14 protein-coding genes are annotated in these 19004 nt (G+C 63.9%); 4 read left to right on the top strand and 10 right to left on the bottom strand.

Annotated features, from left to right (window positions below; genetic code table 11):
* Positions 1-108: 108 nt before the first annotated feature.
* From ACQ4WM_RS07325 to ACQ4WM_RS07310, 4 genes are all read left to right on the top strand, one after another.
* Positions 109-1839: an MFS transporter gene (locus tag ACQ4WM_RS07325; protein WP_436546004.1), complete on the top strand. Its 1731-nt coding sequence runs from the start codon at positions 109-111 to the stop codon at positions 1837-1839.
* Positions 1826-3004, top strand: a complete 1179-nt coding sequence (locus ACQ4WM_RS07320; RefSeq protein ID WP_436546003.1) for an HlyD family secretion protein — start codon at positions 1826-1828, stop codon at positions 3002-3004. Before ACQ4WM_RS07325 ends, ACQ4WM_RS07320 begins: the two co-directional genes overlap by 14 nt.
* Complete coding sequence (locus ACQ4WM_RS07315; protein ID WP_436546002.1) at positions 3001-4395, top strand: efflux transporter outer membrane subunit; 1395 nt, start codon at positions 3001-3003, stop codon at positions 4393-4395. Before ACQ4WM_RS07320 ends, ACQ4WM_RS07315 begins: the two co-directional genes overlap by 4 nt.
* Before the next feature lie 74 nt (positions 4396-4469).
* Positions 4470-5210, top strand: a complete 741-nt coding sequence (locus ACQ4WM_RS07310; RefSeq protein WP_436546001.1) for a tetratricopeptide repeat protein — start codon at positions 4470-4472, stop codon at positions 5208-5210.
* Position 5211: 1 nt separating this feature from the next.
* Here the strand turns inward: ACQ4WM_RS07310 and ACQ4WM_RS07305 are convergent, their stop codons facing one another.
* The 10 genes from ACQ4WM_RS07305 to ACQ4WM_RS07260 all read right to left on the bottom strand — a co-directional run bounded on the left by ACQ4WM_RS07305 (position 5212) and on the right by ACQ4WM_RS07260 (position 18979).
* Positions 5212-6183 carry a hypothetical protein gene (locus ACQ4WM_RS07305; RefSeq protein WP_436546000.1) on the bottom strand — a complete coding sequence of 324 codons (972 nt, stop codon included), beginning with the start codon at positions 6181-6183 and terminating at the stop codon, positions 5212-5214.
* A 111-nt stretch (positions 6184-6294) separates the two neighbouring features.
* Positions 6295-9411: an efflux RND transporter permease subunit gene (locus tag ACQ4WM_RS07300; RefSeq protein WP_436545999.1), complete on the bottom strand. Its 3117-nt coding sequence runs from the start codon at positions 9409-9411 to the stop codon at positions 6295-6297.
* A gap of 9 nt (positions 9412-9420) precedes the next feature.
* The gene (locus ACQ4WM_RS07295) at positions 9421-10572 is read right to left on the bottom strand and encodes an efflux RND transporter periplasmic adaptor subunit (RefSeq protein WP_436545998.1); all 1152 of its coding nucleotides are present in this window, start codon (positions 10570-10572) and stop codon (positions 9421-9423) included.
* A gap of 30 nt (positions 10573-10602) precedes the next feature.
* A complete protein-coding gene (locus ACQ4WM_RS07290) occupies positions 10603-12012 on the bottom strand; it encodes an efflux transporter outer membrane subunit (RefSeq protein WP_436545997.1) in 1410 nt (469 codons plus the stop codon).
* Entirely contained in the window at positions 12009-12779 is a 771-nt protein-coding gene (locus tag ACQ4WM_RS07285) for a CerR family C-terminal domain-containing protein (protein ID WP_436545996.1), read from the bottom strand. The genes ACQ4WM_RS07290 and ACQ4WM_RS07285 overlap by 4 nt, the downstream gene beginning before the upstream one ends.
* Before the next feature lie 246 nt (positions 12780-13025).
* Positions 13026-14372 (bottom strand): hybrid sensor histidine kinase/response regulator, encoded by a 1347-nt coding sequence (locus ACQ4WM_RS07280; protein ID WP_436545995.1) that lies wholly within the window; start codon positions 14370-14372, stop codon positions 13026-13028.
* Positions 14373-14526: 154 nt separating this feature from the next.
* Positions 14527-15261, bottom strand: coding sequence for a 2OG-Fe dioxygenase family protein (locus ACQ4WM_RS07275; RefSeq protein WP_436545994.1), 735 nt, complete (start codon positions 15259-15261; stop codon positions 14527-14529).
* A 233-nt stretch (positions 15262-15494) separates the two neighbouring features.
* Complete coding sequence (locus tag ACQ4WM_RS07270; RefSeq protein WP_436545993.1) at positions 15495-15980, bottom strand: DUF6702 family protein; 486 nt, start codon at positions 15978-15980, stop codon at positions 15495-15497.
* Positions 15977-18355, bottom strand: coding sequence for a M1 family metallopeptidase (locus tag ACQ4WM_RS07265; protein WP_436545992.1), 2379 nt, complete (start codon positions 18353-18355; stop codon positions 15977-15979). The genes ACQ4WM_RS07270 and ACQ4WM_RS07265 overlap by 4 nt, the downstream gene beginning before the upstream one ends.
* Positions 18356-18520: 165 nt before the next feature.
* The gene (locus tag ACQ4WM_RS07260; RefSeq protein ID WP_436545991.1) at positions 18521-18979 is read right to left on the bottom strand and encodes a MarR family winged helix-turn-helix transcriptional regulator; all 459 of its coding nucleotides are present in this window, start codon (positions 18977-18979) and stop codon (positions 18521-18523) included.
* Between the last annotated feature and the right edge of the window lie 25 nt (positions 18980-19004).

Below are 19004 nucleotides of genomic sequence, written 5' to 3'. Positions count from 1 at the left end.
CTGTACCTGTCTGCATCCCGTTGTATCCCCTCATTTAGCAACATAAACAATAAAACATCTCTGCGGTGATATGCTGCTGCCTGTAGCAGTTCATGCCTGCAAATAGCCATGAACTGCCCAAGCAAACCCGATCACCACAGCCGCATGGACAAGTACACACCAAGAACCTGGAAGCCGGGCGAACGCCCGAACCTGCCCGGTTCGCCATCGACGCCCGACCACTCGACGCCGAAGCGCGTCGCTTATTTTGTCGTCGGCCTGATCGTGGCGCTGACCGGTGGCCTGGGCAATGGCCTGGTGACGGCCAATATCCTCAATCTGCAAGGTTCGCTGGGCGCCTACGCCTACCAGATGCAGTGGCTGCCGGCTGCCTATGTGATGACGATTGTTTCCATGAATTTGCTGCTGGTGAAGTTTCGCCAGCAGTTCGGCCTGCGCCTGTTTACGGAAGCGTTCCTGATCCTGTACGCGCTGGTCACCTTTGCCCACCTGTACGCCAACACCCTTTCGTCGGCGATCGCCGTGCGCGCCGCGCATGGCATGGTCGGTGGCGCGCTGGGCGTGCTGGGGCTGTATTACACCTTGCAGGCTTTCCCCGCCAGGCACCGCCTGAAAGGCGTGGTGCTGGGTCTCGGTTTTGCCCAGCTGGCGCTGCCGCTGGCGCGCATCTTCACCTCGGGATTGCTGGAACTGGGTGAATGGCATGGCCTGTATCTGTTCGAACTGGGCATGTGTCTGCTGGCGCTGGGCTGCGTGCTGGCGCTGAAACTGCCGCCGGGCGACCGCATGCAGACGTTCGAGCCGCTCGATTTCCTCACCTTCATTTTGTTTGCGCCCGGTGTGGCCCTGCTGTGTGCGGTGCTGGCCCAGGGCCGCACGGCATGGTGGATGGATTCGCAATGGGTGGGCGTGTGCCTTGCTGCATCGATACTGCTGATCGTCACTGCCCTGGCCATCGAGCATAACCGCACGCGACCACTGCTCAATACACGCTGGCTTTCCACCGGCAAGATCGCCAAGCTGTTCCTGTCGGTGCTGCTGTTTCGCATCGTGCTGTCGGAGTCGACTGGTGCGGTGGGGTTTTTGCAGGCGCTGGGCCTCAATACCGACCAGATGCAGAACCTGTTCGTGGTGGTGCTGTTGGGCAGCGTGGCCGGTTTGCTGGTCAGCGCGATTACCATCAACCCGGCTACCATCCACCGCTCGCTGATGTTCGCGCTGCTGCTGATTGCGGCCGGCGCCCTGATCGACGCGCATGCCACCAGCCAGACGCGGCCCGCCAATATGTATGTGAGCCAGTTCCTGCTGGCGTTTGGCGGCACGTATTTCCTGGGCCCCACCATGGTGGCCGGCATGGGCGCCGTGATCGCCGAGCCGCGCAACCTGGTCAGCTTTTCCGTGATGTTTACCATGACGCAGAACCTGGGCGGCCTGCTGGGGGCAGCCATCGTCGGCACCATCCAGACGGCGCGTGAAAAATACCATTCCAGCTATCTGGTCGAGCACCTGACCATGCTCGACCCTAACGTGGCCGCGCGCGTGCAGTCGGGCGCCAACGCCTATGGCAGCGTGGTGACCGACCCGGTGCTGCGCAGCGCTGCCGGCGTGGCGCGCCTGGGCGCGGCCGCCACGCGCGAAGCCAATGTGCTGGCCTATAACGATGTCTTTTTGATGATCGCCATGGTAGCCATCGTCACCTTGCTGTGGATGTTGATCAGCCAGTGCTGGACTACCATCACCAGCGGCGCGCGGCGCCTGGTCGGCCCCGTGCGCGACGCGCAGACCGCCATGTCCATCGTCCCCATTACCAATTCGGAACCGAGCAATGACAGAAAATAACAATCCGCCGCCCGCCACCGCTGCCGCCACGCCTGCACCGGCTGCACCCACCGTTTCGACACCGCCGCCGGAGCGCCGTTTGCAGTGGCTGTCGACCATCGCCTTTGCTGCTGTGGCGGTAGTGGGCGTGCTGATCGTGCTGTACGCCTGGCGCCTGCCGCCATTTACCAGCCCCATCGTGACCACCGAAAACGCTACCGTGCGCGGCCAGGTGACGGTGATCGGCACGCAGTTGTCGGGCTATGTGGTGGAAGTGAATGTGCAGGATTTCATGGACGTCAAGGCGGGCCAGCTGCTGGTGCGCATCGACGACCGCATCTACCAGCAGCGCTACGAGCAGGCGCTGGCCCAACTGGCGGCGCAGGAGGCGGCGCTGTCGAACTGGGCACAGCAGCGTGCCAGTGCCGAAGCGAGTATCGCCGTCAGCCGCGCCGCGCTGGCGAACGCCGAAGCGCAGGCAAGGAAATCGGCGGCCGACCTCAATCGCGTCGAGCAGCTGGTGGCAGACGGCTCGCTGTCGCAGCGAGAATTCGACCAGTCGCGCGCCACCCAGGCGCAGATGGCGGCCGCGCTGGCGCAGGCAAAAGCGAATGTCGATATTGCGCAGCAAAGCGTGCAGTCGGTGGTGGTCAACAAACAGGCGCTGGCCGCCGCAGTGGCCAATGCCGAAGCGGCCGTCAAGGCGGCGAAAATCGACCTCGACAACACGCGCATCATCGCGCCGTCCGACGGCCAGCTGGGCCAGGTGACGGTGCGCCAGGGCGCTTTCGTCAACTCCGGCTCGCAGCTGATGGCCGTGGTGCCGCGCCAGCTGTGGGTGATCGCCAACTTCAAGGAAACCCAGATGAACGGTGTGCAGGAAGGGCAGAGCGCCACCTTCCACGTCGACGCCCTGGACGGTGCTGTGCTGACCGGCCAGGTCGAACGCATTTCGCCAGCCACCGGTTCCGAGTTTTCCGTGCTGCCGGCCGATAACGCCACCGGCAATTATCTGAAAATCGCCCAGCGCATCCCCGTGCGCATCCGCATCGATGCCGGACAGGCCAATGCACGCCGGCTGGTGCCGGGCATGTCGGTGGTGGTCAGCGTCGATACGTCGGCCGTGCTAAATGATTCTGCGGAAAACCCGGCGCCGCCACCACCGCCGAAGAAGGTCAAACAATGATGCGCCCGTCTGTTGTTGCGGTGGCGCTGGCCCTGGCGCTGGCCGGCTGCGCGGCCACGGCGCCGCCGCAGCCGGCGTCAAACCTGCAGCTGCCCTCGGGCTGGCGCGCGCAGGCCGCCGGTGCGCCGGTGGCGGGGACCGTGCAGGTCGAGCAGTTGTGGTGGCAGGCGTTTGGCGACCCGGTACTGAGCAATCTGGTGGCCACCGCGCTGGCCCACAATGGCGACCTGCGCGTGGCGCGCGCCCGCGTGGAAGAATACCGCGCGCGCCTGGCGCAGGCCGGCGCCAACCATGCACCCACGCTGTCGTTCGATGGCTCGCCCACGCGCACCCGCACGCTGGCCTCGAACGGCACCCCCTACGTGACGAATGCGTTCCAGGCCGAGCTGCAGGCCAGCTATGAAATCGATGTGTGGGGGCGGCTCGGCAAACTGAGCGACGCGGCCGGCGAAAGCTTTCGCGCCGAGCAGGCCAGCCTCGACGCGGCAGCCCTGTCGATTGCCGCCAGCGTGGCCACGGCCTACCTGAATTTGCGGGGCCTGGACGCCCAGCTGGCGCTGACGCAAGCGACCCTGGAGCTGCGTGTGCAGTCGCGCGAGCTGGCCCGCAAGCAGTTCGAAGTGGGCTACAGCTCGCAACTGGAATGGCAGCAGGCGCAGTCGGAATACCACGCGGCGGCCGAACTGGTGCCGCAGTTGCAGCGGCAAATTTTTGAGCAGGAGAACGCGCTGGCGCTGCTGGTGGGCGGCAATCCCGGACCCATCGCGCGCGGCCTGCCGCTGCAAGCGCTGACGGCGCCTTCGGTGCCGGCCGGCCTGCCGTCGGAACTGCTGCGCCGCCGCCCGGACATCGCGCGCGCCGAGCATAACCTGGCGGCCGCCAACGCCAGCCTGGCCGCCACGCGCGACCAGTTGCTGCCCTCGTTCAAGCTGACGGCCACCGGCGGCGGCCAGGCCACCGCGCTGACCGATTTTTTGCATGCGCCCGTGGCCCTGTGGCGCTTGACGGCGCTTGCCAGCGGCCCGCTGTTCGACGGTGGCCGCGTGCAGGCGCAGACCGATATCGTCGGCGCCCAGCGCGACCAGTTGGTCTACACCTATGAAAACGTGGTGAGGAATGCTTTTTCCGAAACCGAAAACAGCCTGGGTGCCATTTACCGCTTGCGCCAGCAGGCGGTGGAAAACGACGCACGCCGTGCTACCTCAGCCGAGACGCTGCGCATCGCCCACAACCGCTACCGCAACGGCTATGCTTCTTACCTGGAAGAACTCGATGCCCAGCGCAGCTTGTACAGCGCCGACGTGGGCTTGCTGCAACTGAAGACGCGTATCCTGGTCGCCTCGGTGGATTTATATCGCGCCATGGGCGGCGGCTGGCGGCCGGTGCCTTAAGTCTGCGCATCTGGTGATACGCTACCGGCCGGTGTAACATCGGCAATCATGAACATGAATGGAGAAACAAGGGCATGGAGATTTTTGGCGTAGGCTTGCATATTCTGGTCGCACTGTTTTTCGCGGTGCACGCGGTGCGCAACGGGCAGCCGCTGTACTGGCTGCTGATACTGTTTATTTTCCCGCTACTGGGCAGCCTGGTGTATTTCTTCGCCATCTTCCTGCCCAATTCACGCTTGCCGCAAGGGGCGCGCAAGGTTGCGTCCGTGGCGGTGCAGGTGCTGGACCCGAACCGCGAACTGCGCGAAGCGCGCGCCGCCTATGACTACACGCCGACCGCGCAAAACCAGATGCGCCTGGCCAGTGCGCAGCTGGAGGCGGGCGACCCGCAGGCGGCGGCCAGCACCTACGAGGCTTGCCTGCAGGGCGCGTTTGCGTCGGACCTGGAAATTCGCATGGGCGCCGCGCGCGCCTACCTGGAGTGCGAGCGCGGTGCGGAAGCGTTGACGCACCTGGAATTCATCCGCCGCAGCGATGTCCATTTTCGCCCGGAGATCGTGTCATTGCTGACGGCGCGCGCGCTGGCGCAAAGCGGACGCCAGGCCGAAGCGAAAGCGCAATTTGACGATGCCCTGACGCGCCACGGCAGTTTTGAGTCGCGCGCCGAATACGCGATCTGGGCGCTGGGCCAGGGTGACACGATTTTGTCGGAACGCCTGTGCCAGGATATTGACAGCGCCATGCAGCGCTGGAACAGCCATACGCGCGAGATGTACGCGCCGCTGCTGGTGCGGCTTGCAGCGGCGCGCAAATAATCTATACGCCGGGAACGATATTCTTGCCTTCGACCAGCTTGTACTTCTTGCCATCGAACGCATAGCGCGCACGCCCATTGATCTGCGTGATCAGGCGCGGCGGTTCCTGGTCCTCTTTCACTTGTACGCCGGGCTTGATTTTGCGTGACGCGCCCGTGAAGTCGACCAGCAGGTCGTCATAGGCGCCGCCATCGCGGGCGGCGGCAAAATGCCAGTTGCCGTCAACCAGCCAGCAATCCTGGGTTTCGGGGCCGCAGGCGCCTTCGTTGTCGGAGTGCAGGTCGATGCCGCCATCGAGCTCGGTGACCTTGTCGGCGCCAAGCTCGAACAGCGCCAGCTGGGTAATGGTATAGCCCTGACCCGTGTAGCCGTTGCGGATCGCCATGCCCTGCTTGCCTGCGCCCAGCATCACCCAATGCACCTCGCCCAGCTGCCCGGAAGAACCGAGGGTAGCGATATTTTCCAGCCGCGTCACTACCTGCCATGTTTCGTCACCGGGCTTGCCCTTGGGCGCCAGGTAGAACACATTGAGGAGGCCAGGTGAGGCATGGCTGGATTCGGCCGTGCCCTCCGTATTGGCCGTTTCCGCATTGGCGACCAGAATCGCGCGGCCGTCGGGCAGCAGCTTGTGGCTGACGGCGCTGACCACGTAACTGAGCTTGTCCGCCTTGGTGTTCTTGCTGTCCGGATCCGGCAGGTCGGCCAGCGCGTCGGCACTGTCTGGGCGGTAGTTCTTGCCGAAGATGGCCTGCATCATGGCCGCCTCCAGCTTGCTGTCGCGCGCGCGTGCTTCAGGCGTTTTCATTTCGTCGCTTTTTGCGGCGGCAGGTGCTTCGGCCGGAGTGGCGGCAGCGGCGACAGGGGCCTGGATCGGCGTCGGAGCCGGCGCCGCTGGCGCGCTGACGGTTTTATCGGAGCAGGCGCCCAGCAGCGAGCAGGCCAGCAGCAGGGACAGCGGAGTAGATACATTCATGGATGATGCCGATGTGCGTAATGATCAATGGCCGCAGTATGCCAGATAGACAAAAGCGATGGCGCAGGCTCGGGGCCTGGCCATCGCTTTCCTTGACTTGCGTGGTGTCGATCAATGCTTGTCGAGCGCCACCTTGCTGTCAAGCGCTGGCGCCGGGTGGCGGCGCAGCTTGTCCCTGGTACGCTTGAGCAGATGTTCCAGGTCGTCGATATAGGTGAATACTGCCGGCACCACCAGCAGGCTCAACAGCGTCGAGGTGATCAGGCCGCCGATCACCGTGATCGCCATCGGCGAGCGGAAACTGGGGTCGGCGCCCCAGCCCAGCGCTAGCGGCATCATGCCGGCGCCCATGGCGATCGTCGTCATCAGGATAGGCCGGCTGCGCTTGTGGCAGGCGTCGACCAGGGCGTCGAAGCGGTCCATGCCGGCCTCGCGCGCCAGGATCGCATAGTCGACCAGCAGGATCGAGTTCTTGGTGACGATCCCCATCAGCATGATCAGGCCGATCATCGACGGCATCGACAGCGTGCTGCCGGTGATCAAGAGGGCCACAAAGGCGCCACCGATCGACAGCGGCAGCGCCGCCAGGATGGTCACCGGCTGCATGAAGTCCTTGAACAGCAGCACCAGCACGCAATAGATGCACAGCACGCCGATCAGCATGGCCAGGCCAAAGCTGGCGAACAAGGACGCCATTTCCTGCGCGTCGCCCAGTTCGGCGATTTTCACCGACGCGGGCAGGTTCTTCATCGACGGCAGTGCGCGCGCTTCCACGTTCAGTTCACCGAGCGTGCGCGAACCGAGTTCCACGTCCAGCGTCACGTTGCGGCTGCGGTTCAGGCGGTCGATCTGCGCCGGGCCGCTTTCCATCGTCACGGTGGCCACGTTCGCCAGGCGTACCGGGCCGTTTTTACCGGGTACCGTCAGGCGTTCGATGGCGGCCAAATCAGCCCGGACGCTGTTGGGCAGCTTGACGCGGATCGGCACCTGGCGTTCGGGCAGGTTCATTTTCGTCAGGTCGGTGTCGTAGTCGCCGGCCGTGGCCACGCGCACGGTTTCGCCAATCGACGCGGCCGTCACGCCCAGGTCGGCCGCCTTGGCAAAGTCGGGCCGCACGATGATTTCCGGGCGCACCAGCGAGGCGCTGGAATTGACGTTGCCGATGCCTTTCAAGCCGCGCAGTTCACGCTCGACCTTTTGCGCGGCCGCCATCAGGGCTACCGGGTCTTCGGAACGTAGCACCAGCTGCATTTTGACGCCGGTGTCGGGCGGGCCGACCGTAAAGCGCGCGCCGGGGATATTGTCGAGCTTGCTGCGCAGCTGCGACTCCAGCCCGGCCATCGATTCCTTGCGGTCGGTGCGGTGCACGGTGGTCAAGGTCAGCACGGCGCGGCGCGCTTCGGCGGCGGCGCCCGGTGCAAACGCGTCGCCGCTGGAGCCGCCACCGATGGAACTGAACACGCCCTTGATGCCGGGCACCTGCATGGCTGCGTTGCGCGCCTGGGCCGCCACGGCCTGGGTTTCGGCCAGGGTGGAGCCGGGCGGCAGTTCCAGGTTGATCTGCGTTTGCGCCCGGTCGGCGGCCGGCACGAAGCCGGTCGGCAGCAGATTGACCAGCATGATCGAGCCGGCAAAAAACACCAGCGAGGCAAGCGCCGTAATGCCGCGATGGTTCAGGCACCAGCGCATGGTGTCCAGGTAGCGCGTCATCAGCCAACCGTCCTGTTCTTCCTTGTGCGCCAGCGGCTTCAGGATATATGCCGCCATCATCGGCGTCAGCAGCCGCGCCACCACCAGCGAGGCCAGCACCGCCAGCACGGCGGTCCAGCCGAACTGCTTGAAGAACAGGCCGGGAATGCCGCTCATGAAGGCGGTCGGCAGGAACACGGCCACCAGCGCAAAGGTGGTGGCGATCACCGCCATGCCGATCTCGTCGGCCGCTTCCATCGCCGCCTCCATTGGGGATTTCCCCATGCGCAGATGGCGCGAGATATTTTCGATTTCGACGATGGCGTCGTCGACCAGCACGCCGACCACCAGCGCCAGCGACAGCAGGGTTACCGTATTGAGCGTATAGCCGAACCAGTAAATGCCAAGGAAGGCTGGCATCACCGACAGCGGCAGGGCGGCGGCAGCCACCAGGGTGGCGCGCCAGTCGCGCAAAAACCACCACACCACCAGCACCGCCAGCAGCGCGCCTTCGTACAGCAGCTCCATCGAGCCGTCGAAGTTTTCCTCGACCGGAAAGGCGTTGTCGATCGACTGCTGTATCACGATGCTGGGGTTTTCCTTCTGCAGGTCGGCCACGGCCGCGCGCGCGCCCCTGGCGACAGCCACTTCGCTGGCGCCCTTGGTGCGGAACACTTCAAATGCCACCACCCGTTTGCCATCCTGCTCGGCCAGCGCGCGCGGTTCGGCTATCGTGTCGCGCACGTTGGCCACCTGGTCCAGGCGCACATGGCGTCCGTCCGTCAGCGGAATATCGACGCGCGACAGTTCTTCTGCCGTTTTCACGGTGGCGATGGTGCGCACCGACTGCTCGGCGCCGCTGACGTCGCCGCGACCACCGGGCGCTTCGCGCTGCACCAGGCGCAGCTGGCGCGACACATCCAGCGCGGAGACTTTCAAGGCCGCCATGCGGGCGTCGTCGAGTTCCACCTGGATTTCGCGGTACACGCCGCCCAGGCGCGTGACGGCGCCCACGCCGGGCACCGTCAGCAGTCGCTTGGCGACCGTGTTGTCGACATACCAGGACAGGTCGGGCGCGTCGAGCGGATTGTCGACGCCGGCCTTGGGCGAGGCGATAAAGGTCAGCACCACCCGGCCAGCCGTGGAGGCTTTGGTAACGGTAGGGTCGCGCAACTCGGCCGGCATGTCGGCCTTGACGCGTGCCACTGCATCGCGCACATCGTTGACGGCTTCGGCGATCTGCTTTTCCAGGATGAATTCGACGGTCACCGTGGCCACGCCGTCGAGCACCTTGGTATAGATGTTTTTCACGCCTTGCAAGGTGGCGACCGAGTCTTCGATCTTGCGCGCCACCTCGGTTTCCAGCTGGGCCGGTGCGGCGCCCGGCAGCGATGCGCTGACGGTCACGATGGGCAGTTCGATGTCCGGGAAGTCCTGCACCGGATTGGCCTTGTACGCCAGCAGCCCGGCCAGGGTCAGCAGCGCGAACAGCATGATGGCCGGAATCGGGTTCTTGATCGACAGGGAAGAGAAATTCATGGCCCCTCCTTATTTTTTCACCGGCGTGGTGGCGGCGACCGGGGTGGCGACATTGCGAACAAGGTCGCCATCGTTCAGGAAGCCGGCGCCATTGACGACGATGGTGGTATCGGCCGTGATGCCCGAGACGATCTCGATGCTGTCTGCCAGGCGGCGGCCGGGCTGTATCTTGATCTGGCTGACGCGCTGATCGCGGTTCAGGCGGAACACATAGCTGAAGCCGTCGCGCACGGCGATCGCCTGCTGCGGCACGGTCAAGGCGCCCGAGGTACCCAGCTCGAACGCGCCGCTGGCATACATGCCGGCCTTGAACGGGGCATTGCCCTGGCTGCCAGCAGGCAGGTCGACATACACCAGCGCCGTGCGCGTTTGCGGGTCGACCGTCGGCGCGATCATGCGCACCTTGCCGGTCAATACGCTGCCGTTGGCGGCCTTCACTTCGGCCAGCGTACCCGGTTTCAGGTTCAGCAGTTCGGCCGCTGTCACTTCGGCGCGCCATTCCAGGCGGCCCTGGCGGATCATGCGGAACAGTTCCGTGCCGGCGCCCACCACCGAGCCGACGGTGGCCGAGCGCGACGAGATCACGCCGCTGTCGGGCGCGACGACCTGCGTGTATTTCAGGCGCAGCTGCTGCGCCGCCAGCTGTGCCTTTGCGGACGCAATGCGCGCGTTGGCCGTCTGTTCGGCCGTCAGGTACTGGCTGATCTGCTGCGCGCTGATGGCGCCCGTGGTTTGCAGCGAGCGGGCGCGCGCGGCGTTGGCCGACGCTTCGGCCGCATTCGCTTCCGCTTCCAGTAGCGCCGCTTTGGTCTGCGCCACGTCGGCGTTGATGGTATCGCTGGAGAACACGGCCAGCACCTGGCCGGCGCGCACCACGTCACCGACGTTGACGCGCACATCGGTCAGGCGCAGGCCGTTCGATTCGCTGCCGATAATGGCTTCCTGCCAGGCGGCCACGTTGCCATTGGCAGTCAATTTGATCGGCAGCTTCGCCGTCTGCGGCCTGGCCGTGGTGACCGTCAGGGCCGGCTTTTGCACGGCGTTTTTATCTTTTTCATCGGCGGCGGTGGAGGCGGGCGCGTACAGTGCCACGCCGGCGCCGGCCAGCACGCAACAGGCCGCGATGGCCATGGTAATCGGTGCGAATGTCAGTGTTTTCATGTTCTGGTCCGTCAAATGGAGGGCGCAATATCAGGGTGCGGTGGTGTTCTGCGTGGCGTACTGGCTGGCGTTCCAGCCGCCGCCGGCGGCGCGGTACAGCGCCACCCAGGCGCTGCTGCGGTCGCGCTGCAGAGTGACCACGGTGTTTTCGGCGGCCAGGCGCGTACGGCGCGCGTCTTCCAGTTCGATCAGGCTGGCCAGGCCGTTCTTGTAGCGGTCTTCGGTCGCCACAAACGAGACGCGATAGCCTTCGAGTGCCGTCTGCGCGTGGCTGCTGCGCGCGTCCGTGCTTTGCAGGTTCAGCAACGCTTCTTCCACTTCGCGCACGGCCTGGCGCACGCCGGCGCGGTACTTGATCACGGCTTCGTCGTAGCGCGCCACGGCCGCGTCGACCTCGGCGCGGCGGCGCCCGCCGTCGAAGATCGGCAGGCTGACGGCCAGCGGGCCGATGCTCCAGGTGCTGGCGGTAATGCTCTCGCCACCGGCGCGGATATTGCCTTTGCCAATCGAGCCGGCCAGGCTCAGACGCGGATAGCGCTGGGCTTTGGCGCCGCTGACTTCAAAGCTGGCAGCCGCCACTTCACGCTCGGCGCTGAAAATGTCGGGCCGCTGGGCCAGGGTCTGTGCCGGCAGGGCAGCGATGGCTACCGGTGCCGGTGCGACCAGCGGCGCTGCGGCCAGCCGGGCACGCAAGATCTCTTCCGGCATGGCCGACAGGGCCACCAGCGCCTGCACGCCCACGTCGCAGACGGCCCGCTGTTCGATGGCACGGCTGGCGCCCTCGGCCGCGCTGGCGCGCGCCAGCGCGGCGTTGGCCGGCGCCTGGAAGCCGGCGTCGCTGCTCAGTTGTGTCAGGCGCGCCGTATCGCTGCGCGAGGCAGCGTCCTGCTCGGCCACGCTTTGCAGTGCGCGACAGGCGCGCAGGCTGTAGTACTGGTTCGCCACTTCGGCTGCCACCGACACGCGCGCGTCATGCCAGCCGGCCTGCGCACTGTCCAGGCGCTCTTGGGCGGCGTCGCGCGTGGCGCGGTTGGCGCCGAACACGTCGATTTCCCACGAGGCCTGCAGCGCTGCCTGCGAGGTGGTGCCGCCCGGCTGGGCTGATTGCTGGCTGGTGCGTACCACGCTGCCGGTGGCGTCCAGCACCGGGCCGAGTGCCGCGCCGCTGGCGACGCGGTCCGCGCGCGACTGCACGATGCGGGTGCGGGCCGCAGCAATCGTCGGGCTGACCTGCTGGGCGTCGGTGATCAGTTCGACCAGCAGGGCGTCGCCCTGCTGCTGCCACCAGCTGGCCAGGTCGCCCAGCTTGCCGTTGTGCGGCAGCGGCGCGTGCCAGTTGGCGGGGGCGTTCGCCGCCACCGACGCGGGCGGCCCCTGCACGGTGCAAGCTGCCAGCGCCAGCAGCATGCTGGCGGCCAGGACGTATTCAGACTTCCTCATGCTGGTCCTTTTGCGGTATCGATGGTTGTCATGGAGTGCAGGCGGGCGCGTTCGACTTCGGCCATGGCCAGCGCGTAGTCGACCATGCGCGCCAGCCAGGTGTCGGCCGCTTGCGGCGTGCCCATCAGTTGCGGGCGCAGCACCTTGATGACGTCGGCGCCTACCATATGCTGCAGTGCCAGCGAGGCGATCGAAAAGGCCAGCCGGTGCATGTCGTCGCTGTCGGCATCGGCGCCCAGGTGGCGCGCCAGCACGCGTGCAAACGCCTCGTGTTCGGGACGGATATTCTGCTCGATCTCGCGCGCCCACAAGCCCGTCGGTTCGAGCATTTCGCGGCACCACAAACGCATGGCGTCGCGCGCCCGTTCGCCCTGCTGCATCGGTGCGAGCATCTGCGCGTAAAAGCCCTGCAGGCTTTGGCGCAGGGTGAAGTGGGGCTGGTCGAACATGGCGATATTGCTGGCCGGGTCGGTTGACTGCTCGGCAAAGGCGGCGCGGTACAGGCCGGCCTTGTCGCCAAAGTAATAGCTGATGGCCGCAATATTGGTGCCGGCCGCCTGCGCCAGTTCACGCGTCGAGGTGCGGGCGTAACCCTGTTCTGCGAACAGGCGGATGGCGCTGCGCAGCAGACGTTCGCGCGATTGTTCTCCATCGGAGCGCGGCTTGCGCGCCACGCAGTGGCCGAACAGATTGCGCCAGCCCGGCGCGCATGCCTGCTCGTCGCTGGCAGGCGCTGGAGATATTGGCGGTGGTGAAGGTTTTCTCATGCCGGAATTTAATCACATAACTAAAACAAATGATATAACTTAATCGTTTGATTCACTTATAAAAATTCCAGGCAAAAAAAAGCCCGCGGGTTTAATCGCGGGCTGAATCCAAATGTTCGGAGAACGACTTGGAGGAGACAAGTGCACTATAGCGCCAAAAATGGTGCAGTGCAATACCGTAAAACTACGGTGACGGTTTGACCATGTTATCCGAACGCTTATATTGCGCTGCACACATCGCCGTGGTCAGCTGCGCAGGGCCAGTGTAAACGTGCTGCCGTGTCCATAGTCGCTGTTGAAGAACAGGGCGCCGCCGATGGCGTTGGCCAGGTTCTGGCACAGGTACAGGCCCAGGCCCGCGCCTTCCGCGTGGCGTGTGGAGGTCGAATCGAGCTGCGAGAAGGCCTGGAACAGCTTGGCCTGGTCTTCCTGCCGGATGCCGGCACCGCTGTCGGTAATGCTCATTTCGGTCACGCGCGCGCCGTCTTCCTCGCGCTGGGCCAGGCCGATGCGCACGCTGCCCTGTTCCGTGAATTTGATGGCGTTGTTGAGCAGGTTGATCAGGATTTGCGTCAGTGCGCGTCGGTCGGTGTCGATGATGACTTTTTGCTCGCCAGTGTCCACTTCCAGCACCAGCCCCTTTTGCTGGGCCAGCGGGCGCAGCGTGTCGGCCACTTCGGTGATCAGGTCGTGGCAGGGTACGGGCTCGATCGACAGCGTCAGCTTGCCCGCTTCAATCTTGGCCACGTCGAGGATATCGTTGATCAGCGACAGCAGATGGCGCGCACTGGCGCGGATGGTGGTCAGCTGCTTGTCCTGGTCGGCCGTCAGCGGCCCTGGCAGCTTCATCAGCAGCGCACCGGTAAAGCCGATGATGGCGTTCAGCGGGGTGCGCAGCTCGTGCGACATATTGGCGATAAAGTCCGACTTCATGCGGCTCGCCTCGGCCAGCTCCAGGTTCTTCAGGGCGATTTCGCGGTTGGTCGTTTCCAGCTCGGCCGCGTGGTGGGCCAGGCGCATGTTCAGCTCGATCACCTGGCGTTCGCGCGCCTGCAGCTCGCCATTGACCTGCACTGCCTGCTCATAGGTCGAGATCAACAGGTCGAGGATCTGCTGGCGTTCGGCATTGATGAAGTGCTTCTGGTCGCCCAGGTACAGCGCGATGCCGATTTCGACATTCTGGTTCTTGCGCAGCTTCTGGTTCATCAGCATGTGGCTGATGCGGTTGAGCAGATAGTCTTCCGCGTATGGCTTGCGGATGAAATTGTCGGCGCCGCACTCGATGCCGCGAATGATGTCCTTCGGGTCGTTGAGCGAGGTGACCAGGATTACCGGGATATCGCGCAGGGCCGGATCGGCCTTGATGGCGCGGCACAGGTCGTAACCATTCATTTCCGGCATGACGATATCGGACAGCACCAGGTGTGGCTTGCGTTCGCGGATGGCGGCCAGGGCCAGCTGGCCGTTGGCGACCACGTGCGCGTTGTAGTGCAGTGACTGGATCAGGCGGCGCAGGCGCTCGGCCTGGGTCGGGCTGTCTTCGACGATCAGGATTTCGATTTCGTCGGGTTGGATCTGGTTATTGGAGTCCACGGACCTCTCCTCGCTTCATGGTATTTGAACGCCAGGCGCGGTCGGCACCCAGTATAGATATCCTGTGACTATATCGGATTTAGACCTTCAGAAGTAACTTCGAAGTAACTTCAAAGTAACTATTTCGGTCGTCCGCGCGGGCCGTGACACGGTGTCAGTTTTCGCCCTGGAATTGGCGGGCGCGGTAGGTCAGCACCAGCGTGTCGCGATGGCCGGCCGGGCCGATGGGCTGGATCGGCGTCGATTCGTGGATCACTGCAGCATCGTCGAGCAGCAGCAGCGACCACGGCTCGGTCAGGGTGAAACGCTTGCCGTTGGGACCAATCGCTTCGAAGATGCGCGTCTCGCCGCCCTTGATCGACTCGCGTTTGATCAGCAGCACGGCGACGAAATCGACGCCGTCGCGGTGCGCGCCTTCCGGCGTGGGGCGGCCGATGCCGTCGGTGGTATCGATGCGGAACTGGTGCGCTTCGATAAACCACGGTTGCACCCCCTTCACTTGCGAGCAGATGTCGCCCAGCGCCACGATCAGCTGGCGCCACGCCGCTTGCGTCGCAATCGCCACTTCGACCGGCTCGAACAGGCGGTGCATGCCGCCATGCAGGGCGTTGTATTCGACCGGCTGCCAGTGCGCGCGGTGTGGCGTTGGTGTCAGCGCATCACCGTCCTGCACGAAGCAGGAATGGCGCCGGCGGCGGTAGCGTCCGCCATCTTTCAGGTAGTTGTCGAGTGCGAGATCATCCCAGCTCGGTTCCAGCGCGCGCAGCTCAGGCAGGGTACAGCCGGCCAGGGCCGCCACGTCCTGCGGGCGCAGCACGGCGTAGCCATCGTTGCGCAGGGCGCTGACAAGGTGGGACGGGTCGTTGAAGATTGGTGCGGCAGTGCTCATGTCGGTGCCGGCCGTAAGTGCGGCCGCTATCAGGTTGTCCAGGCAGGCATTCTAATACCTGGATGACAATCGTGTGACGAGGTGGTGGGTTTTCTTGATGTTGAGGTGTTTGGCTGGCGGTATTTTCACCCCAGAGCAAGATCTGGGGTCAGACCCCCGCGAGCGTTAGCGCAAGCCTTTGAGCTAGCGGCCTTGAGGGTCTGACCCCGGCATTTTGACGTTGGGGTACAAAGTTACTTCACCGGCAATTCGACGTTTTTCTGGTCAAAGAACAGCGTCTGGATCTTCTCGCCATCCTGCACATTGAGGGTATTGCGCTGGCTGGGCAAAAAATCGGTCAGCAACTGGTTGTGGATGCGCGCGCCGCTCGCCAGGCGGGTGCGGGGGATTTCCTGGAAGATCACCACATTGTCGGCATTGACCTTGATGCCGACCCAGTCCAGGTGCAGGCGCTTGCCATTTGCACCAAGGATATAAAATTGCTTTTCCACGTAGCGGCGCAGCGCGGCCTCGCTGTCTTTCTGGCCCAGGTCGAACTGGCGCTGGTAGACCTGGGTCAGCAGCGCCTCGACGTCGTGACCGGTGTAGGTATGGACGATTTCCGTGCTGCCGCTGGCCGGGTTGTAGCTGATGTCGGCGATGCCCATATGGTAGTTATGGGCGCCGGCCCCGCCGCTGGCAAGGGCCAGGCTCAAGGCCAGCAGGGTAGCCCTGATCACGACTCGTCCTCCTTGTCGCCCGCTGCGCCCCTGGTTTTCAATGGCGTATTAAAGTCGCGCATCAGGTTGTCCTTTGGCGACTTCTCGCTCTTGAACAGTTCCAGGCGCGACTGTGCCAGCTTGCGCGGCCAGCTGTTGTTGCTGGTGTCGATATCGGCCGTTTCCCAGTAGGGGTCCTGCACCAGGCCGACCATGGGTTCGTCCGTGATGACGACCTTGGTGATCTTCTTCGGCGAGTAGCGCCATACTTCGGCCGGCACGCGCTCGATGTATTTCTTGCCGCTTTTCAGTTCGATCTCGAGGATCAAAGGCATCACCATGCCGCCCAGGTTCGACAGGTCGACCAGGTACAAATGCTTGCCCTGATTTAGCAGCTCCTTTTCCCACGGTTCCAGGCCGGCGATCGCTTCGGCGTAGGCGTTGCGGTCCTTGTTGGTGACGGTGTAGTCGTCGTGCTGGTTATAGAAATCCTTCAGCTCCGGGTGCGCGTCGACCCGGCGTGCCATGCCCTTGTTGGCACGATCGGTGACTGATTCCGGCTGGGCCGCCTTCTGCGCTTTCTTCCAGGCTTTTTCCGTTTCCGGGTTTTTGCTGCTCACGCCATATTCGCTGATGCCGTCGATGCTGATATCGACTGCGTCGGTGGTGTAGAACCAGCCGCGCCAGAACCAGTCCAGGTCGGTACCGGAGGCGTCTTCCATGGTACGGAAAAAGTCGGCCGGCGTGGGGCGCTTGAACTTCCAGCGCTGCGCATATTCCTTGAAGGCGTAGTCGAACAGTTCACGGCCAAGGATGGTTTCGCGCAGGATGTTCAGGCCGGCCGCCGGCTTGGCGTAGGCGTTGTTGCCGAACTGCAGCAAGGACTCGGAATTGGTCATGATCGGCACCTGGTCGCGGCTACGCATGTAGTCGACGATCTCGCGCGGCTCGCCACGCGAGGCCGGGTAGTGCTCTTCCCATGCCTGCTGCGCCAGGTACTGCACGAAGGTGTTCAGGCCTTCGTCCATCCAGGTCCACTGGCGCTCGTCCGAGTTGATGATCATCGGGTAGTAGTTGTGGCCCACTTCATGGATGATCACGCCGATCAGGCCATATTTGGTGCGCTTCGAATAGGTCAGCTCACCGGTCTTCTTGTCCTTGACGGGGCGCGGGCCATTGAAAGAGATCATCGGGTATTCCATGCCGCCCACCGGGCCGTTGACGGAAATGGCGGTCGGGTACGGGTAGGCTATGCTGTACTTGTTGTACTGTTCGATGGTGTGGACGATGGCTTGCGTGCTGTATTTTTCCCACAGCGGATTGCCTTCCTTCGGATAGTAGGACATGGCCATCAGGTCGCTGCCGCCCTTCTTGTAGCCCTGTGCATCCCAGATGAACTTGCGGCTCGACGCCCAGGCAAAGTCGCGCACGTTGGCGGCCTTGAAGTGCCAGGTCTTCTGCGTGCGGCTGACCGACTTTTCGGCCGCTTCGGCTTCCTTCTGCGTGACGATGATGACCGGCTTGTCGCTGCTGCGGGCTTTTCCCAGCCGCTCGCGCTGGGCCGGCGTGAGGACGTCCTGCGGGTTTTGCAGCTCGCCCGTGGCAGCCACCACATGGTCGGCCGGCACCGTCAGCTGCACGTCGTAGTCGCCAAATTCCAGCGTGAATTCGCCCGAGCCCAGGAACTGCTTGTGCTGCCAGCCGGCCGCATCGTAATAAGCGGCCATACGCGGGAACCACTGCGCCACTTCGAACAGGGCGTTCTTGTCTTCGGCAAAATACTCGTAGCCGGCGCGCCCGCCCAGCACCTTCTGCTCGTTGATGCGGTAGTCCCAGTCGATCTGGAACACAAAATCCTGGCCCGGTTTCAAGGGCTGCGGCAGGTCGATGCGCATCATGGTGCGGTTGATGACATGCTTCAAAGGCTGGCCGTCGGCGCCTTTCAACGCGCGGATATTGAAACCGCCCTGGAAGTCGCCGCGCGCCAGGATGCCGCGCAGGCCTTCGAATTTCATGGTGTCTTCGCCGGCCGTCTTGGCCCAGGCCTGGCGCGAGGGCGCGGTGGTCATGCGGCGCGCGTCGGAGTCCGGCTTGTAGATATTCTGGTCCAGCTGCACCCACAGGTAACCCAGGGTATCTGGCGACTTGTTATGGTAGGTGACGGTGCCGCTGCCGGTAATTTCGTGTTTCGCTTCGTCGAGCGTGGCGCGTATCGTGTAGTCGGCGCGCTGCTGCCAGTAGGCGTGGCCGGGTGCGCCGGAGGCGGTGCGGTAGGTGTTCGGGGTGGGCAGCAATTCTTCCAGCTGGCGGAATTTGTCGTCGAAGGGTTCGGCGGCAAAGGCGGAAACGGTAAAGCAAAGAGCCATGCAGGCCGCAGAGCCGGAAAGAATGCGCATGTTCACCCTGATATTGTTGTAAAGAAATAGTGCAGACTATTCTAAACGCAGGGCAGGGTCTGCCTTGTATCGATTTGTAATAAAAAAAGGTGAATTTCAAGCCTGCTTTTGCCAGGCGCCGTATTCGCCTGGTTTGACCATATTTCGGTCGGTGAAACTGGCCGTTTACTCACTTTTCATCAGGCTGGCACGTAGCTGGTCGAGCTGTTGTTTCATATCTACAACCTGCGCCACGCTGCACTGGCTGGCCGTCAAAATCGCTTCCGGCAACAGCGCCGCCTGTTCGCGCAGCGCGCTACCTGATTCCGTCAACGTGATAATGACTTGCCGCTCGTCGCTGGCGGCGCGCGCGCGGTTCAACAGGCCCGCCTGCTCCATGCGCTTGAGCAGGGGCGTGAGGGTGGCCGAGTCGAGGAACAGGCGCTCGCCCACCTCGGACACGCTCAAGCTATCGCGTTCCCACAACACCATCATCACCAGGTATTGCGAGTACGTCAGGCCCAGCTTGCGCAAGAGCTTGCGGTACAGCTTGTTCATCGCCAGCGAAGTCGAGTACAGCGCAAAGCACAGCTGGCTGTCCAGGCGCGGCACCTGGTGCAGGGGATTGGGTGAAGTATTTTCCATCTGCACAGTATATATAGTGCGCGAT

Origin of the sequence: Janthinobacterium longum, assembly GCF_051380735.1 — a bacterium.
Classification (GTDB): domain Bacteria; phylum Pseudomonadota; class Gammaproteobacteria; order Burkholderiales; family Burkholderiaceae_D; genus Janthinobacterium.
Note: the sequence above shows the minus strand (reverse complement) of the source record. Positions and strands in the feature narration are given on the sequence as shown.

What these genes read in the sequence shown, in the direction of transcription:
- ACQ4WM_RS07285 (WP_436545996.1), bottom strand. Translation starts at nt 12,779, where the DNA reads ATGAGAAAACCTTCACCACCGCCAATATCTCCAGCGCCTGCCAGCGAC.
- ACQ4WM_RS07260 (WP_436545991.1), bottom strand. Translation starts at nt 18,979, where the DNA reads ATGGAAAATACTTCACCCAATCCCCTGCACCAGGTGCCGCGCCTGGAC.
- ACQ4WM_RS07265 (WP_436545992.1), bottom strand. Translation starts at nt 18,355, where the DNA reads ATGCGCATTCTTTCCGGCTCTGCGGCCTGCATGGCTCTTTGCTTTACC.
- ACQ4WM_RS07325 (WP_436546004.1), top strand. Translation starts at nt 109, where the DNA reads ATGAACTGCCCAAGCAAACCCGATCACCACAGCCGCATGGACAAGTAC.
- ACQ4WM_RS07305 (WP_436546000.1), bottom strand. Translation starts at nt 6,183, where the DNA reads ATGAATGTATCTACTCCGCTGTCCCTGCTGCTGGCCTGCTCGCTGCTG.
- ACQ4WM_RS07290 (WP_436545997.1), bottom strand. Translation starts at nt 12,012, where the DNA reads ATGAGGAAGTCTGAATACGTCCTGGCCGCCAGCATGCTGCTGGCGCTG.
- ACQ4WM_RS07315 (WP_436546002.1), top strand. Translation starts at nt 3,001, where the DNA reads ATGATGCGCCCGTCTGTTGTTGCGGTGGCGCTGGCCCTGGCGCTGGCC.
- ACQ4WM_RS07275 (WP_436545994.1), bottom strand. Translation starts at nt 15,261, where the DNA reads ATGAGCACTGCCGCACCAATCTTCAACGACCCGTCCCACCTTGTCAGC.
- ACQ4WM_RS07295 (WP_436545998.1), bottom strand. Translation starts at nt 10,572, where the DNA reads ATGAAAACACTGACATTCGCACCGATTACCATGGCCATCGCGGCCTGT.
- ACQ4WM_RS07300 (WP_436545999.1), bottom strand. Translation starts at nt 9,411, where the DNA reads ATGAATTTCTCTTCCCTGTCGATCAAGAACCCGATTCCGGCCATCATG.
- ACQ4WM_RS07320 (WP_436546003.1), top strand. Translation starts at nt 1,826, where the DNA reads ATGACAGAAAATAACAATCCGCCGCCCGCCACCGCTGCCGCCACGCCT.
- ACQ4WM_RS07310 (WP_436546001.1), top strand. Translation starts at nt 4,470, where the DNA reads ATGGAGATTTTTGGCGTAGGCTTGCATATTCTGGTCGCACTGTTTTTC.